The sequence below is a fragment of the Acinetobacter bouvetii DSM 14964 = CIP 107468 genome (assembly GCF_000368865.1).
In the GTDB taxonomy this organism is placed as follows: domain Bacteria; phylum Pseudomonadota; class Gammaproteobacteria; order Pseudomonadales; family Moraxellaceae; genus Acinetobacter; species Acinetobacter bouvetii.
In genome coordinates, this window is record NZ_KB849727.1 from 672,745 (window position 1) to 688,346 (window position 15,602).

Sequence of the window (15,602 nt, forward strand, 5' to 3'; positions counted from 1 at the left end):
GCCGTGACTTGCAGTGTTTCGCCATTCTTTTGCGCAGGATTCAACGCTACTTCGAAATTGCCATTTGCATCCGCTGTGCCAGAGCCGATCACATTGCCATTGGCATCTTTGACTTCAATTTTAGAACCCGGCTCCGCCTTTCCTGTCACCTTAGTGCCGTCATTACTAATCAGAAGATTCTTTGGAGATTCAGGCGGAGTATGATCTCTATTATCACCATCATCACCAGAAGAAGATGATGAGTTTGCAGCAATTGCCGCCACACCACCTACAACTCCAGCGCCAATCAGCCACGGCTGTATGGATGAAGCAGTCTCGCCATACAGTAATGGCGTAATCTCATTTAAAGGATTATATACAATTGAAGGGGTTACATTACCTGCAGCATCTGTAAACTGAACCCAATAAAGTCCATCTTTACCCTCAAGTACAATACTGTTGGCATCAATAGAGCCATTGAAAAAATTTTCAATAACAATAGTTTCACCATTTTTCAGCTTGACTACGGCAGAGTTCCCATCACGTGTGATGCTTTCCACCAACTCTTTATCAACATTTATTTTTACAACTGAATTCTCCGTTAAGAGAACTTTATTATCGAGTGTCTTGTCCAAAACCTTATGGCTTTGCTTGGACACAACCTGAATATTAGCCATAAAAATACTCCCTCTGATTGTTATATGACTTTTATAAATTTATGAATTATGTTTAATCAGTTTTTATTAACGTTATATATTTAGCTATTTTCGTAAAGGGATTGAATTGCAAAAAAAATGAAGGCAATCAAACTCACAAACCACACACACCTTGAAAGCTATTGGAAAAAATAAGATTTTGTTAATTAATGATTTTTTTTAAAAAAACACACATAAAATAATTGTTATTTTATGTATACTTAATTGGTCGGAATATAAATCCACTATTTTTATTGTATCTTTTTACAAAAAATTGAATCTTATTAAAGGAAATATTATATAATCGGCGGATTATGCAAACAAAATCACAATATATTTAAAATATGCAAATATGGTCGATAATTATCCAAACTATTAACTTTTCCTAAAAAAATAATTAAAATTTATTTACAAAATTTAATTCATATTTTTTTTATGGTTTTTTTTAGATTGGTATATTTTGCCAATCGCATGCAGAGCCTGTCTGCGATAAGACTCAATCTAAAAAATATCTTATTGCCAATTGGACTTTTTACATGAGCAGCATGTCATGGAGAATTATAATTTGGTTTGACTCCTGTACTTGGTAGGTATGCAAAATTAAGGCAGGAAACTAGATAGAAATTAGACCTATTTAATGCAGTTTAATGATTAGTCACTGATAAGGATGACGAATACTGCTGCCTTTTTTTATATGGCATGCCCAAACAAATTTAAAACTAACACATTGTTTTTAATAAAAAATACAAAATAAATATCAGAATAAAACGTTTAAATGCTGTCTTTTTCAATCAATCCAACTCTTTTTATTCCGTGTAATGGTCAAGTAAAATCAGTCACATTAATAATTAAATTTTAATGATTTTTTCTAATTGAGCACGACATTATAACGGCTCAAATTTGAGTTATAACTCGGCTATGTGGTCTGCCTCATTCTGTAAATTTATTGAGGACTGCCCCTCATTCATGTACCTCATTCACCGGACTTCAAAAGTTCCTTGCGCTAAGCTTGCCGCTCAATAAGTTAATGCAATGCATCTTGGTTTCAACCAAGCTTCGCGCTGATAACCCAGTCCTTTTTTCCAGATTGCCCTACCTGAGAAGCGCCGCTTCGCAAAATTTATGGTCATAAAAAATTCATTTTGTTTAATAGAACTCGCCCTTGTATCTCTCTAAGGCTAAGCATCATCAGCTCCATCAGTATAGACAGAATCAATTCATTCATCTTGCGGAAGCTAATCAAGTAAATTTCCGAGTACTTGTGAATCACATACCTTATTCGCTGTGAGCCGAATTGCCTGTATTTGAAAGGTCTCTGTATCAATACCAATGTGAAATTTATGCCATTTCCAGCGAGATTCAGCTCGGTTGCGACAAGCAATATAATCCATCACATTACTTTTCTGGCAGCTAGCCGCAACAGCTATCTGCTTTTGTCCGCAGCAGAGTTAACAATCTGCTGCGGTCCGAGCAAGCCCACACAATTTAATCAAACTTTGAACAAAATCTGCGGCCATTAAAAAATTCAGAATACCATTACGAATACAGAACGTGTTTTGATAAGGGTTTATCCAAGGCAATAAAAAACCCTTAATTCTTTTTAAATTAAGGGTTTGAAAATCAGATAAAGCGATATAAGTATAAAATTTGGTGGGCCCAGACAGACTTGAACTGTCGACCAACGGATTATGAGTCCGCTGCTCTAACCAACTGAGCTATAGGCCCTATAGGCTGAACTCGTTATATATCAATAAGTTCAAGCGGAAAGAATAGTATCGGAGATTATTTTAAAATACAAGCATTTTTAAGACTGCTTGCACATTAAGACAACAATCCAAAAAAAATGGCCAATCTATAGCAAAAGAGTGAACAGCAGCCTTTTCAAAAATCAAAAAAAATGATGATAAATAAAGCAATAAACAATCAAGAAAAAAGATAAAAACCGCGGCCAATTGCAGCATTGATACTTTATAAGTATCAGAACATCACACACCAATAAGGTTGATTATTTCAGAAATAAGATCCGCGATTTAAATTTAAATCCCGCTGATCTCCAGAATTAGAGATCAAACTGTTCCTGCTTTTTTGATTCTGCATAAAACTCAACCAGCGACCATACCAGCACTAAAGCAAAAATTACTGATGCAAACAAAAAAGCAGTCAAATAAGTCATTTTTCTCAGCCTCTGCAGAATATTCATGACTTAAAAAATCATCGTACATTTTTCAAGCCCTACGACAAAAGTCTAATAAGAATTAGGCTGTCTGAATAGACATGAGGCATTTTTTTTAATACTCTTTTTCTATGTTTTGAGACTAATTTTATATCAATACAAATAGAATTATCGTTTTAAAGTCTTAGTTAGCTTCCTGCATCTCTATTTGCAATAGACTATAAAAATGCAAATGTATTTTATTTATCTGCTTTCGCAAATTTCCTATTGACTGTCCTCTGAAACAGGCAGAAATTAGCGCAGATTGCCTTTGCAGAAACTGTAATTTTGTATGTTGAAAAAATTTATCGGTGAAACCTCATTCAAATTGGCTGGCTGGACTTATGAAGTAAAGCCGGATGTGCTTGAAAATAAGCAAGTCATTGTCGGCTTTGAACACACCTCTATGATGGATGCGGTGCTGTCTCTAGCCCTCTTCCAAATTTATGACCTAAAAATTCATACCCTGATTAAAAAAGAACTGTTTAAAGGGCCTTTAAAGCCTTTTTTAACGGCGGTTGGCGGCATTCCTGTAGACCGCAAGTCGAGCAAAGATATTGTTTCACAAATGGTTGAGCATTTTGAAAAAAATGAAAAATTCAATCTGGTGATTGCGCCTGAGGCGACACGTGCAGAGCGCGGTGAAGCCCGAAAACCCATCCGCACTGGGTTCTGGCACATTGCTAAAGCGGCTGGCGTCCCCATTGTTTTAATGTATGCCAACTCTAAAACCAAGCAAGGCGGCATCTTTGGAAAAATTTATCCAACAGAACTCGACCATGACCTCGCTTTGATGAAAAAACTGTATAAAGAAAATGTTGGACTGGACATTATTATTCCAGAACCCAAAAATCAGGCATGATTGTTTAAAAACTCGAAGGCTAGCCCTTTATCAAAAAAAAGGGCTTATGGTAGAATTTGCACAATCTGATAGGCATAAAGCCAATCTACAAGGAGCATATTTCGCATGGCGGGTCATTCCAAGTGGGCTAACACAAAGCATCGTAAAGCAAAACAAGATGCGAGCCGCGCTAAAGTATTCACAAAATTTATTCGTGAAATCGTTACAGCTGCCCGTTTAGGCGGCGGTGATGTTGCGTCTAACCCACGTTTACGTGCTGTCGTTGAGAAAGCCTTAGTTGCAAACATGACACGTGACACCATCAACCGCGCAGTTCAGCGCGGTGTTGGCGGTGAAGAAAATGCTGATTTAAAAGAAGTCACTTACGAAGGTTATGGCGTTGGCGGCGTTGCGGTTATTATTGAAACAATGACTGACAACTTAAACCGTACAGTGCCTGATGTACGCCATTGTTTCTCTAAAACGGACGGTAACTTAGGTACTGCTGGTTCAGTGGCATATATGTTTACTAAACGCGGGGAAATTACGTTTGAAGATGTGTCTTTAGAAGACAAAATCATGGACGTCGCTTTAGAAGCCGGCGCAGAAGATATTGAAGTGGCTGAAGATGAAATTTTAGTCATCACTACACCTGAAACTTTTGGTGAAGTTCAAGATGCGCTTACAGCGGCAGGTTTAAAGTCTGACAATGCTGAAGTAGTAATGAACCCTTCAACCAAAGCCTTAATTTCAGATGTTGATCAAGCGAAAAAAATCGTAAAAATGATTGATATGTTTGAAGATTTAGATGATGTGCAAAACGTTTATACAAACGTTGAATTCACAGAAGAAGTTTTAGCTCAGCTTGATGAGTAATCTTTCAAAAAATAAAAAAACGCGCCTATAAGCGCGTTTTTTTATGCCTGCCTGTAATCAACAGGCTGATGATGATAAATGATGCTGATCAGCCGCTGCTTTTTTAAGCTTTGCTCAGCAAACCTGTGCAGTTAAATACATTGTATTCTTTAATCACAAAGCTCGAATGCAGCGCCACGACATGTTCAATTTTACCAATGCGCTTAAGCAGGACATCACTGTAATTTTCCATATCCTTCGCAACAACTTCCACAATAAAATCAGCCGACTGCCCCGTGACTAAAAATGCATTTATCACCTCAGGAATGCTTTCCAGTTCTTCTAAAAATTTTGCAAAGGTGTCTGTATCATGCTTACTCAGCGACACCTGCAAAAGCACATGCAGGCTAAACCCCAGCTTTTGATAATTCAGTTCCCGTTTCAGTCCAGAAATCACCCCCGCATCAATAAGATGCTTAATTCGGCGGTGCACAGAACTGACTGAAAGATTGATGCGTTCAGATAATTCATTCAGATTTAAATCTTCATGCGTTAAAATTTCTAAGATTTGCTTATCAAAACGATCCAATTCCATTTTTTCTCCAGTCACTGCCCGACGCATATGCATGTTTCAATGCATTGAATAAATAACTTTGAACAGCCGATGGGGATTCCCCCCGATCAAGGCCATTTAAATTATTCTTAAAATGCCTGACAGTTTTTAAAATTTATTTTCATGTATCCTCCATATATAAAAAATATATTTATATTTTGCAAATTATTTTGACTTATTTTTTCTTTTTGATTGCTGTTAACCGTAAAATTTCCTACTTTCAACCCGCTTATCCGTTCTGTGAATTTCACACCTCAAACTGTAGATTTTTTATACCGCTCATCCGCAAAACCTTATCATCCGATGAATATTTTTTTGTTTAAAAATAATTGATTATAAATAGGACCAAACCTAAAGAGAGACTTATATCACATTAAACTGCGGACGGATGTGTCATGCAAATTTTACTTTCCTTTAGAAATGCTTTAAAAAATTTCAGTTTGAAAAAGAACAATAAATCTTAAAACAATAAGGAATAAGTACACATGGCGATCAAGTCTCTTAGCGCTCTGACCTCTAAACTCAGTTCAGCTCTCAGTCCTGCTTTTCAGCTGAATTCAGCATCGGCGCAATTAAAGCTGAACAGCACGGCGCTCAGCAGCCTGCTAAACCCTGACAAAATCAGCAGCACCCTCTCAAACTTATTTAGCGCTGCCAGCGCACCTAAATCCAGTGCAATTGACCTAAGCAGCTTGACCAATTCATTGCCTAAAATTATGGATCTGATGCAAAGCATTCTCGCTAATCAAACTTCAAGCAGCAATTCAAATACACTGAATACGTTGATGCAGACCTTACAGCCGTTGCTTCAATCCTTGAACGGAACAGGCTCGGCACAGCAAGGCGAAGTGCTTCAGGCTTTGCCGGCTGTAGTCAGCAGCGTGCAGACGCTGATCAGCAGCTTTAATGGTCAAAGCAATCTGCCGGACAATCTTTCATCGGCCTTAACCGCCATTAAACCGCTGCTGAATGTGCTAAGCAGTGCGGCAGCAAATACCGATGCTGCGCAAATTATTTCAACATTGAATCAAGTTTTAGAACACGCGCAGCCTTTAATTCAAGCGGCCGGTTCAATCGCTGCTGGCCATACAGACTTAGGGGATATTGCTCAAGGCACAGCGCAGGCCCTAATGCCTCTGCTGGCATCAATTGATACAGGCAATACAAATATTGATATGGCCAAGCTGCAGCAAGCGCTTCCAGCGGTGATTGGCAGTGTGACAACTTTGATTGCCACGATGACCCAAGCCAATCAAGGCAATATTCCTGAAACCATTTCTGGCGTGATTAAGGGCATTAATCCCCTGCTTAAAATTTTGGAAAACAGCGGCGCCTTAGACAGCACCCAGGCGGATACAGTGCACAAAGTTTATGATGTCTTAAACAGCGTGAAAACTGTTTTAGACTTTGTCAATGATCCTTCCTTGCTGACGCTGTCTAAAGATTTAAACCAAGTGATCGACTCACTGAAGCCTGTCATTGCCATGATTGACCAAAAAGGCGATTTCAGCGCGCTGCTGGATCACATTGAAATTCCTGACTTAAGCGGCCTGCTGACCGGCGCCTATAAACCTGAGCTGTTAGCAGGCAGCACGAAAAGCGCATTAGGAGACCTGCTGAATGGAACAGAAAATCATCTTCCCAATATTAGTGACTTGTTTCAGAATACCAGCAGCCTAGGCACAATCAATTTAAGCGATCTCATTCCGCAAGCGCCTGCATCGGCTGTAGCCCCAAATACCGCTCAAACTGCGCCGCAAGACTATACGGCATTGCCGAATCCAGCGGTCCAGTTAGATCTTGAACAGGCCGCACACTACATTTGATTGCAGCTTGCTGCTTTAGCGCAATAAAAAACGCACCTTAACGTGCGTTTTTTATTGTGGCATTGAACGATTAAACCCCGCGCCAATCCACCCGTGAATTGCGTTCAGTCTGATAAATACGCAGCACATACTGGCCAAGCGGCAAATCCGTTAAATATGCTTTATAGGCTTTAAAATCTTCAGATAAATTGTCGGAATGCTCTTTTTCCCAAGGCGTTCCAGCAATTTCCAAAATCGGTGCGAGCATTGAACAAACCGCTATATCCGCCAAGCCTAAGCGGTCGCCAACCAAATAGCGGCAGCCATGCTGAATGAGCCGCCCATTTAATTCTTCAATAATGCCTTGCATCGCCTCTTTCGAGTGTTCAACCCGGTCAGAGTCTAATTGATACCCTTTCGAGACCAGCGCCTTAATCAACGGTTTTGAATATTTTTCAAATTGGCGCAAATAGCCCTTCTCGCCAATTAAAATATCTAAAGATTCTTCATTTTCTTTCAGCACATGCGACAGCGCCCAGCGGCGCACATGGCGGCCTAATTCAACAGATAGTTCATTGATCTCCAGCGCCTGCTGACGGAGGTCTGCATCCGCACGCAGCAAGGCATGTTCAGGATACTGTTCATCCAGATACAGCGCGATTTGGGTGGAGTCTGCAATCCACTGCTCCCCATCACGTAAAATAGGCAATTTGTTCTGCCCGGTTTTTAATTGCGCAAAGGCCCGGTGCACACCGGGCATCAAATTATGAGCGGTATATTCCAGTTCTTTGTAATCCAGCAGCCAGCGCGCTTTTTCACAGAAGTGTGATAACGGAAACTGGTATAACGTACGCATAAATGCTCCGAATTTATTGTTTTACACGACCCAGCATTGCTAAGTATTTTAGTGGGATACTTTAGACATACCGTTTTAGAAAAACAATGGACTTTTTACCTTAAATTAAATATTAAAAGCATTTGCTAATGAATACATTTATACATATTTAGCGCATGAATATATTAAAAGATGATATTAAATTTATAATTTTAATTTCAAATTAAATAAATTTAATATTTTTCATAATCTTAACATATAAAAATACAATACATATTAATCAATAATTCTCTAAAAGACATTTTTTGATATTTAAATCTGAATCCATCATTTAATTTTTCTACACTGAACAGTTAGCGTTTTGATATCTAGTACAGGTGTCATTATGTCTCGTTTAACTGCTGAAAATATTCATATAATCGAAAGCGATCAAGATGCCATTACGGCTGCCTATCATGTGGCAGATTTTGCCTTGGAAGGCCGCAATGGGCGTGATCAAAACCGTCAGCTTCCCTTTGCCGAAATTGATTTATTCAGTCAAAAAGGCTTAGGCGGCATCCGCATTCCGCAAGCATTCGGCGGCGCGTTTGTTAGCAACAAAACCCTCGCACAAGTCTTCCGTATTTTAAACAAAGCCGACTCCAGTGTCGGGCAAATTCCGCAAAATCAAATTGCCCTGCTGAACATGATTGACATCATAGGAACAGCTGAGCAAAAAACCTTTATTTTCAATGAAATTTTAAAAGGAAAGCGCTTGGCCAATGGCGGCCCTGAACGCAATACCAAAGATACAAAAACCTTAAGCACTTTTTTGCAGATTGAAGATGGCAAATATTTTATAGACGGTGAAAAATTCTATTCAACCGGCAGCAGTTTTGCGCATTGGCTGGCCATCAAAGCCATTCATCCTGAAGGCCATGTGGTTTTAACCATTGTTGACCGCCAGTCTCCAGGCGTATCTGTAATTGATAATTGGGATGGCTTTGGACAGCGCACAACGTCAAGCGGCACGGTTAAACTCAATCATGTTGAAGTGGATGCTTTTTTAATTTTTGATGAACGCAAACTGGCGTCGCAGCCGAGTTACCGCGGCGCTTTCTCACAGCTGCTTCAAGTTGCCATTGATGTCGGCATTGCCGAAGCGGCTTTTGCAGATACCGTTGCAGCCGTCAAAAAAGCGCGGCCTATTGCCGATGCGCAGGTGGAAAAAGCCAGTGAAGAGCATTACACCCTGCAGGAAGTCGGCAAATCTGCTGTGCTGCTGGATGCCGCCATCTTGCTGCTGGATGAAGCTGCTGAATATTTAGATGAGCTGGATCTGCTGAAAAATGTCAGTGATGAGCAGGCCGCCAAAGCCTCGATTTTAGTGGCGGAAGCCAAAGTCTATGCCAATGATGCCGCATTGCAGATCTCTGAAAAACTCTTAGAGCTGGGCGGCAGCCGCTCCAGCTTAAATGTGCACAATTTTGACCAGCACTGGCGCAACGCCCGCGTGCATACCCTGCATGACCCAATCCGCTGGAAACTGCATGCTCTAGGCGACTATTACCTGAACCATACCTTGCCCGCCCGCCACGCTTGGATTTAAGGAGAACACGATGACTTCATTTCAAAATATTGTGCCGTTTAAATCGGGTACTGCCTCTGAAACAGCGCATGCGCATATTATTCGCTCTGATGCTGAAGCTTTGGAAATCGCGCAGCGTTTGGCTGAAGAATTCAAACAGACCGCCGTGGCCCGAGATGCACAGCGCATTTTGCCGTTTGAGGAAATTGAAGCGTACAGCCAATCTGGCTTATGGGCCATTACCGTGCCGAAAGCATACGGCGGCGCCGATGTTTCCAGCTATACCGTCGCGCAAGTCATTGCGATAATGAGCGGTGCAGACGGTTCAATCGGCCAAATTCCGCAAAACCACTTTTATGCGCTGGAAGTGCTGCGCAATACCGGGACTGAACAGCAGAAACAAAAACTGTATGCAGAAGTGCTGCAAGGCGCACGATTTGGCAATGCCTTAGCGGAATTTAAAACCAAAAGCGCATCTCAAAAACAAACCGTAATTTCACCCAAAGCGGATGGCTATGAAATCAATGGCGAAAAATTCTACTGCACAGGCAGCCTGTTTGCGCACCGCATTCCCACATTAGTCAAAGATGCGGAGGGCAATGAGTTTTTAGCTTTTCTTCCGCGTGACAGCCAAGGCTTAGAACTGATTGATGACTGGTCTGGCTTTGGGCAGCGCACCACAGGCAGCGGCACAGTAAAGTTTCATCGTGTCCCCGTCGCTGCTGAAGATGTCATTCCATTCAGCACCGCTTTTTCTGAACCCACCCTGGTTGGCCCATTTGCGCAGATTATGCATGCGGCGATTGAAACCGGCATAGCCCGCGCCGCTTTTGAAGAAACCCTTGTCCGTGTCCGTCAAGCCCGCCCATGGATTGATTCTGGTGTCGAACATGCGGCCGATGACCCGCTGACCAAATTTGAACTTGGACGCATTATTGCCGATGTGCGCGCCAGCGAAGTGTTACTGAAACAGGCCGGACGCTCAATTGATGCTGCCCGCCCTCAGCCGACTGCTGAAAATGTCGCCAAAGCCTCTTTAGATGTGGCCAAAGTCCGCGCGCACAGCTCAGAAACTGCACTCAAAGCATCTTCCAAGCTGATTGAACTGGCAGGCAGCCGCGGCAGCCAGCGTGCAGACGGCTTAGACCGATTTTGGCGCAATGCCCGCGTGCATACCCTGCACGATGCCTCACGCTGGAAATATTATTTTATTGCCAATTATTTGTTAAACGGTGTCCTGCCGCCGCGCAGAGGGACATTGTAATGACAAATAACCACACTGCAGATACATCAAAACAAATCATCCTGAATGCCTTTGACATGAATTGTGCAGGCCATATCAATCATGGCCTATGGACGCACCCGCGTGATGAATCGCACCGCTTCAATGAACTCAGCTATTGGACAGACCTTGCCAAGACCTTGGAACAAGGCCTATTTGACGGCTTATTCATTGCGGACATTACCGGCGTGTATGACGTCTATCAGGGCAATATCGACCTGACGTTGAAAGAGTCCATCCAGCTGCCGAGCCATGATCCAAGTACTTTAGTCTCCGCGATGGCAGCCGTGACGGAACATCTCGGCTTTGGCGTCACGGTGAATTTAAGCTATGAAACGCCCTATCAATTTGCACGGCGCTTGGCCAGCTTGGATCATCTGACCCAAGGCCGCATTGGCTGGAACATTGTCACCGGCTATTTAGACAGCGCTGAACGGCTGATTGGACAAAAAGGCCTAAAAGATCATGACCTGCGCTATGAACAAGCCGAAGAGTTTCTAGAACTTTGCTATAAGTTCTGGGAAGGCTCTTGGGAAGATGATGCCGTGCGCAAAGACAAAACCCGGCGGATTTTCTCTGACCCGGCCAAAGTGCATGCCATTCAGCATCAAGGGCAGTTTTATCAAAGCCAGGGCGTGTTCCAGGTGTCGCCTTCTCTCCAGCGGACACCAGTACTGTATCAGGCAGGCGCTTCCCCGCGAGGCCTTGCATTTGCCACACAGCATGCAGAAGGAATGTTTATCGGCGCAGACAAGCCTGAAAAAATAAAGCAGCAGGTGGATAAAATCCGCGCCCAAGCGCTGGAACAAGGCCGTGACCCGCATGCCATCAAGCTGTTTGTCGGCATCAGCGTGGTAACGGCAGAAACCGATGAACTGGCGCAGGAGAAGCTGGCTGAATATATCCGCTATGCCAGCCCGGAAGCTGGCCTCGCGCATTTTTCCAGCTCGGTCGGCATGGACCTGAGCAAATTTTCAGATGATGAAGCGATTCCTTATCAGAAAACCAACAGCATTGCCTCAGTCAACAGCAAATTCAAAGAACAGAAAATCACACCAAAGGATTTAAAGGCGCAGCTCAAACTCGGCGGGCGCTACCCCCTGATTGTCGGCAGCGGCGCTTCGGTTGCCGAGCAGCTTATTGATCTATTGGATGAGACTGGAGTCGACGGCTTTAACCTCACCCGCACGGTTGCGCCAGAATCACATCAGGATTTTATCCGTTGGGTCATTCCAGAGCTGCAGCAGCGCGGGCGCTACAAAACTGAGTATGCGCATGGCAGCTTGCGCAACAAGCTGTTCCAAAACGGCAACCGCCTGTCTGCTCCGCACCCTGCTGACCAATACCGGTTGCACAGCGCAGCGCAAAAGCTGGCGCCGCAATCTGCCGAGCACACTGAATAAACACATTACACAGACTTAAAAATTTCGAGGAAACCTATGGCGCTTAATTCAAAATCCAAACTGACATTGATCGGCGCAATTGCAGCCGTCTTGATTATCGGACTGCTGGTTTGGAATCATCAGAAAAAATCAGTTGCAGATGAATTGGTGATTGGCATCAGCCCATCATTTGCCAAACCGCTGCAGGCGGCTGCAGAAGAAGCTAAACAGCAAGGGCTGAATGTCAAATTGGTGGAATTTTCCGATTGGAATACCCCCAATATTACTTTAGATCATGGCGATATAGACGCCAACTTTTTCCAGCATCAGCCATTTTTAGACAATGCAAAAAAAGAAACTGATTTTAAAATCAAAGCCTTTGATGTCGGCGCTGCCACACATGTGGGCCTGTATTCAAAAAAAGTTAAAAGCTTTGACGAACTTCAGCAAAATGCAAAAGTTGTCATTCCAAATGACCCTGTTAACCAAGGCCGCGCCCTGCAGCTGCTGCAGCAAGCCAAACTGATTACGCTGAAACAGCCGGATAACTTCCTGTCTGGTGTAAATGATATTGCTGAAAATCCGAAAAAACTGCAGTTTATTGAAGTTGAAGGCCCGCAAACTGCCCGCGCTATTGACGATGCCGACTTGGCTTTTGGCTACCCGCATTACTTGCGTCTGGCCAAAACGGCAGATCCGGAAAGCGCATTGCTGTTTGACTCTAATACTGACAAACGCTTTGCCATTTTATTTGCGGTGCGTGACGACTACCAAGACACCAACGGCAAGCTGCGCAAATTTGTTGATATTTACCAAAATTCTCCAAAAGTAAAACAGGCGCTGGATGCTGACTTTGGCGCAAAACTTTGGTTCCCAGGCTGGAAATAAGGGTTGCACGATGCCAAGTTTACTCCGCAAAAACCGTAAAATTTGGACAATCGCCATTGCGGCGGCTGTCCTCGCGCTCAGCCTCATTGCTTACCGCTGGTCAACGCAGCACACGCAGCGCAATACGCTGAAAATCGGCATTAGTCCGCCCTATGCTGAACTGCTGCAAAGTGTCGCGGATGACCTTAAACCGCAAGGCATCCATGTGGAGCTGATTGAATTCTCCGACTGGCAAGCGCCAAATGTTGCCGTGCAAAATGGCGATATTGACGCCAACTTTTTCCAGCAAAGCGTGTTTCTTGCCAATGCAGTGCAGCAAACCGGCTATAAGCTGCATGCTTTTGCCACAGGTAGCGGCAGCCATGTTGGCCTGTATTCCAAACACTATAAAACACTGGACGCACTGCCGCAAAAAGCGCGCGTGGTCATACCAAGCGACCCGGTCAATTCCGCCCGCGCTTTAATTCTATTGAATCGCGCCGGACTGATTCAGCTCAAAGATATCAAGAATGAACATTCAACCCTTGCCGATATTGTTTCCAACCCGAAACTGCTGCAGTTCCTTGAAGTTGAAGGCCCGCAAACTGCGCTCGCCTATGACGATGCCGATTTAATCTTTGGCTTTCCGCATTACTTAAACATGGCAAAAAAAGCGGACCCGCACAGCGCGCTGTTTTTAGACCCGATTGATAAAAAATACGCGATCCTTTTTGTCACGCGCAAAGACTATGCGGATGAAAACCAAAAATTGGCCGCCTTTGTCAGCACCTTTCAGAACTCTGAAAAAGTGAAAGCGATTTTAGACCGCGACTTTGGCAAAGGCATGTGGTTTGCAGGCTGGAAATAAGGAGAATGACCATGGTTAGTTTTGGCGCACATACGGAATTTTCCGTTCCCTATATTAAAATCCGCAACCTGAATAAATATTATACTGTTCAAGGAACACAGGTCCATGCATTGAAGGATATCAATTTAGATATTCCTAAAGGCTCCATTTTCGGCATTATCGGCAAAAGCGGCGCAGGCAAATCCTCCCTGATCCGCACACTGAATGGTTTGGAAAGCGTGAGTGACGGCAGTATTCATATTCACCAGCAAGATTTAGCTCAGCTCAATCACGCAGAGCTGATTCAGCTGCGTCAAAAAACCGGCATGATCTTTCAGCACTTCAATTTAATGTCAGCCAAAACAGTCTATGAAAATGTCGCGCTGCCGTTAAAAGTCGCGTCCTATCCGAAAGATCAGATTGATGCGCGTGTCAATGAAGTGCTCAATTTAGTTGGACTGAGCAATAAAGCTGACAGTTACCCCTCTCAGCTGTCCGGCGGTCAGAAACAGCGTGTCGGCATTGCCCGCGCGCTGGTGCATCACCCGGAAGTGCTGCTGTGTGATGAAGCAACCTCTGCGCTTGACCCGGAAAGCACCTCGGTTGTCCTGTCTTTACTGAAAGAAATTAATCAGACGTTAGGTATTACCATTGTACTCATCACCCATGAAATGCAGGTGATCCGTGAAATCTGCGATCAGGTCGTGGTGATTGATCACGGTGAAATTGCAGAATCAGGCCAAGTCTGGTCAGTGTTTTCATCACCGCAGCAAAAAATCACGCAGGAATTGCTGAATCTGGAACAGCTGGATCTTCCGATTGATTATCTGCCGGACATACAGCCAGACAGCGCTTACAGCATTTTAAAATTGCGCTATGAATCTGCCGTTGATCAATCCCCCAATTTAAAGACGATTTTTGAACAGTTTGATGCGCCTGTGCATTTACTGCAAAGCCATGTCGATACCATTCAAAACTATCTGATTGGTTCATTCATTATTGCTTTGAAGCAAACCGATGCTGATTTCAACGCATTGTCTGCCAAATTAAAACCGTCTATTGCACAGCTGGAGGTGCTGGGTTATGCAAAATCAGCTTATTGATTTATTAGTGACTGGCCTGATCGACACCCTCTTGATGGTTGGGTCTTCGGCCATTCTGGCGTTTTTAATTGGCCTGCCGTTGGCTATTCTGCTGGTTATCAGCTCTGAACATGGCATCTACCCATCTAAAGGCATTAACCAAAGCTTAGGATGGATCGTGAACGTAACGCGCTCTGTGCCATTTTTAATTTTGATGGTTGCGCTGATTCCCCTGACCCGCTGGATTGTCGGCACCAGTTATGGCGTTTGGGCCGCCGTTGTGCCGCTGACTTTAGCTGCGACGCCATTTTTTGCCCGTATCGCTGAAGTCAGCCTGCGCGAAGTGGATCATGGCCTGATTGAAGCCGCGCAAGCCATCGGCTGCAACCGCAAGCAAATTATCTGGCATGTGCTGCTGCCTGAAGCGCTGCCGGGCATTGTCGCAGGCTTTACCGTCACCCTCGTCACCATGATTAATTCATCTGCCATTGCAGGCGCAATTGGCGCAGGCGGCTTGGGCGATATTGCCTACCGTTATGGCTATCAGCGCTTTGATATGCACATCATGCTGGCGGTGATTGTGGTGCTGGTCATTTTAGTCATGCTGGTGCAGGCTGCCGGAGATACCATTTCCGCACAGCTGGATAAGCGCAAGATTTGAGCCTAACGTATTTGCCTGCTCCCGCAGCTCAACCAAGCCATGACTTTGTCATGGCTTTCATGTAAAATCATCGGCAATT

At 43.7% G+C, this 15,602-nt stretch carries 13 protein-coding genes, 1 tRNA gene and 1 pseudogene; 10 read left to right on the forward strand and 5 right to left on the reverse strand.

The window, feature by feature from the left end:
- From F941_RS10195 to F941_RS10205, 3 genes and pseudogenes are all read right to left on the reverse strand, one after another.
- The coding region (locus F941_RS10195; RefSeq protein ID WP_005010852.1) for a BapA/Bap/LapF family prefix-like domain-containing protein at nt 1-656 on the reverse strand (656 nt) is incomplete at its 3' end.
- A gap of 978 nt (nt 657-1,634) precedes the next feature.
- Nucleotides 1,635-2,008 (reverse strand): annotated as a pseudogene (locus F941_RS16910) (transposase); the annotation flags it as partial.
- A 314-nt stretch (nt 2,009-2,322) separates the two neighbouring features.
- Nucleotides 2,323-2,399 (reverse strand) — tRNA-Ile (locus tag F941_RS10205).
- A gap of 779 nt (nt 2,400-3,178) precedes the next feature.
- Here F941_RS10205 and F941_RS10210 point away from each other — a divergent pair.
- Both F941_RS10210 and F941_RS10215 read left to right on the forward strand, forming a co-directional pair.
- Complete coding sequence (locus F941_RS10210; protein WP_005010855.1) at nt 3,179-3,748, forward strand: 1-acyl-sn-glycerol-3-phosphate acyltransferase; 570 nt, start codon at nt 3,179-3,181, stop codon at nt 3,746-3,748.
- Nucleotides 3,749-3,853: 105 nt separating this feature from the next.
- A complete protein-coding gene (locus tag F941_RS10215) occupies nt 3,854-4,603 on the forward strand; it encodes a YebC/PmpR family DNA-binding transcriptional regulator (RefSeq protein ID WP_005010856.1) in 750 nt (249 codons plus the stop codon).
- A 103-nt stretch (nt 4,604-4,706) separates the two neighbouring features.
- On the opposite strand, the gene F941_RS10220 is transcribed toward F941_RS10215, so the two are convergent.
- A complete protein-coding gene (locus F941_RS10220; protein WP_005010857.1) occupies nt 4,707-5,177 on the reverse strand; it encodes an Lrp/AsnC family transcriptional regulator in 471 nt (156 codons plus the stop codon).
- A gap of 503 nt (nt 5,178-5,680) precedes the next feature.
- On the opposite strand from F941_RS10220, the gene F941_RS10225 reads away from it, so the two are divergent.
- Complete coding sequence (locus F941_RS10225) at nt 5,681-7,021, forward strand: hypothetical protein (RefSeq protein WP_005010858.1); 1,341 nt, start codon at nt 5,681-5,683, stop codon at nt 7,019-7,021.
- Nucleotides 7,022-7,091: 70 nt separating this feature from the next.
- Here F941_RS10225 and F941_RS10230 read toward each other — a convergent pair whose 3' ends face one another.
- Nucleotides 7,092-7,856: a glutathione S-transferase family protein gene (locus F941_RS10230; protein WP_005010862.1), complete on the reverse strand. Its 765-nt coding sequence runs from the start codon at nt 7,854-7,856 to the stop codon at nt 7,092-7,094.
- A 364-nt stretch (nt 7,857-8,220) separates the two neighbouring features.
- On the opposite strand from F941_RS10230, the gene F941_RS10235 reads away from it, so the two are divergent.
- From F941_RS10235 to F941_RS10265, 7 genes are read left to right on the forward strand one after another with little or no spacing between them, the layout of a single operon-like run.
- Nucleotides 8,221-9,423, forward strand: coding sequence for an SfnB family sulfur acquisition oxidoreductase (locus F941_RS10235; protein WP_005010863.1), 1,203 nt, complete (start codon nt 8,221-8,223; stop codon nt 9,421-9,423).
- 10 nt (nt 9,424-9,433) lie between these two features.
- A complete protein-coding gene (locus F941_RS10240; RefSeq protein ID WP_005010864.1) occupies nt 9,434-10,666 on the forward strand; it encodes an SfnB family sulfur acquisition oxidoreductase in 1,233 nt (410 codons plus the stop codon).
- Nucleotides 10,666-12,087 (forward strand): LLM class flavin-dependent oxidoreductase, encoded by a 1,422-nt coding sequence (locus F941_RS10245; protein ID WP_005010865.1) that lies wholly within the window; start codon nt 10,666-10,668, stop codon nt 12,085-12,087. Before F941_RS10240 ends, F941_RS10245 begins: the two co-directional genes overlap by 1 nt.
- A 36-nt stretch (nt 12,088-12,123) precedes the next feature.
- Nucleotides 12,124-12,954: a MetQ/NlpA family ABC transporter substrate-binding protein gene (locus F941_RS10250; protein ID WP_005010866.1), complete on the forward strand. Its 831-nt coding sequence runs from the start codon at nt 12,124-12,126 to the stop codon at nt 12,952-12,954.
- A gap of 10 nt (nt 12,955-12,964) precedes the next feature.
- On the forward strand, nt 12,965-13,801 hold the full coding sequence (locus F941_RS10255; RefSeq protein ID WP_018572587.1) for a MetQ/NlpA family ABC transporter substrate-binding protein: 837 nt from the start codon (nt 12,965-12,967) through the stop codon (nt 13,799-13,801).
- A gap of 11 nt (nt 13,802-13,812) precedes the next feature.
- Complete coding sequence (locus F941_RS10260; protein WP_005010873.1) at nt 13,813-14,883, forward strand: methionine ABC transporter ATP-binding protein; 1,071 nt, start codon at nt 13,813-13,815, stop codon at nt 14,881-14,883.
- Entirely contained in the window at nt 14,864-15,523 is a 660-nt protein-coding gene (locus F941_RS10265) for a methionine ABC transporter permease (protein ID WP_005010874.1), read from the forward strand. Before F941_RS10260 ends, F941_RS10265 begins: the two co-directional genes overlap by 20 nt.
- The last annotated feature ends 79 nt before the right edge of the window (nt 15,524-15,602 follow it).

What these genes read in the sequence shown, in the direction of transcription:
- F941_RS10225 (WP_005010858.1), top strand. Translation starts at nt 5,681, where the DNA reads ATGGCGATCAAGTCTCTTAGCGCTCTGACCTCTAAACTCAGTTCAGCT.
- F941_RS10245 (WP_005010865.1), top strand. Translation starts at nt 10,666, where the DNA reads ATGACAAATAACCACACTGCAGATACATCAAAACAAATCATCCTGAAT.
- F941_RS10235 (WP_005010863.1), top strand. Translation starts at nt 8,221, where the DNA reads ATGTCTCGTTTAACTGCTGAAAATATTCATATAATCGAAAGCGATCAA.
- F941_RS10210 (WP_005010855.1), top strand. Translation starts at nt 3,179, where the DNA reads ATGTTGAAAAAATTTATCGGTGAAACCTCATTCAAATTGGCTGGCTGG.
- F941_RS10255 (WP_018572587.1), top strand. Translation starts at nt 12,965, where the DNA reads ATGCCAAGTTTACTCCGCAAAAACCGTAAAATTTGGACAATCGCCATT.
- F941_RS10265 (WP_005010874.1), top strand. Translation starts at nt 14,864, where the DNA reads ATGCAAAATCAGCTTATTGATTTATTAGTGACTGGCCTGATCGACACC.
- F941_RS10250 (WP_005010866.1), top strand. Translation starts at nt 12,124, where the DNA reads ATGGCGCTTAATTCAAAATCCAAACTGACATTGATCGGCGCAATTGCA.
- F941_RS10260 (WP_005010873.1), top strand. Translation starts at nt 13,813, where the DNA reads ATGGTTAGTTTTGGCGCACATACGGAATTTTCCGTTCCCTATATTAAA.
- F941_RS10215 (WP_005010856.1), top strand. Translation starts at nt 3,854, where the DNA reads ATGGCGGGTCATTCCAAGTGGGCTAACACAAAGCATCGTAAAGCAAAA.
- F941_RS10220 (WP_005010857.1), bottom strand. Translation starts at nt 5,177, where the DNA reads ATGGAATTGGATCGTTTTGATAAGCAAATCTTAGAAATTTTAACGCAT.
- F941_RS10240 (WP_005010864.1), top strand. Translation starts at nt 9,434, where the DNA reads ATGACTTCATTTCAAAATATTGTGCCGTTTAAATCGGGTACTGCCTCT.
- F941_RS10230 (WP_005010862.1), bottom strand. Translation starts at nt 7,856, where the DNA reads ATGCGTACGTTATACCAGTTTCCGTTATCACACTTCTGTGAAAAAGCG.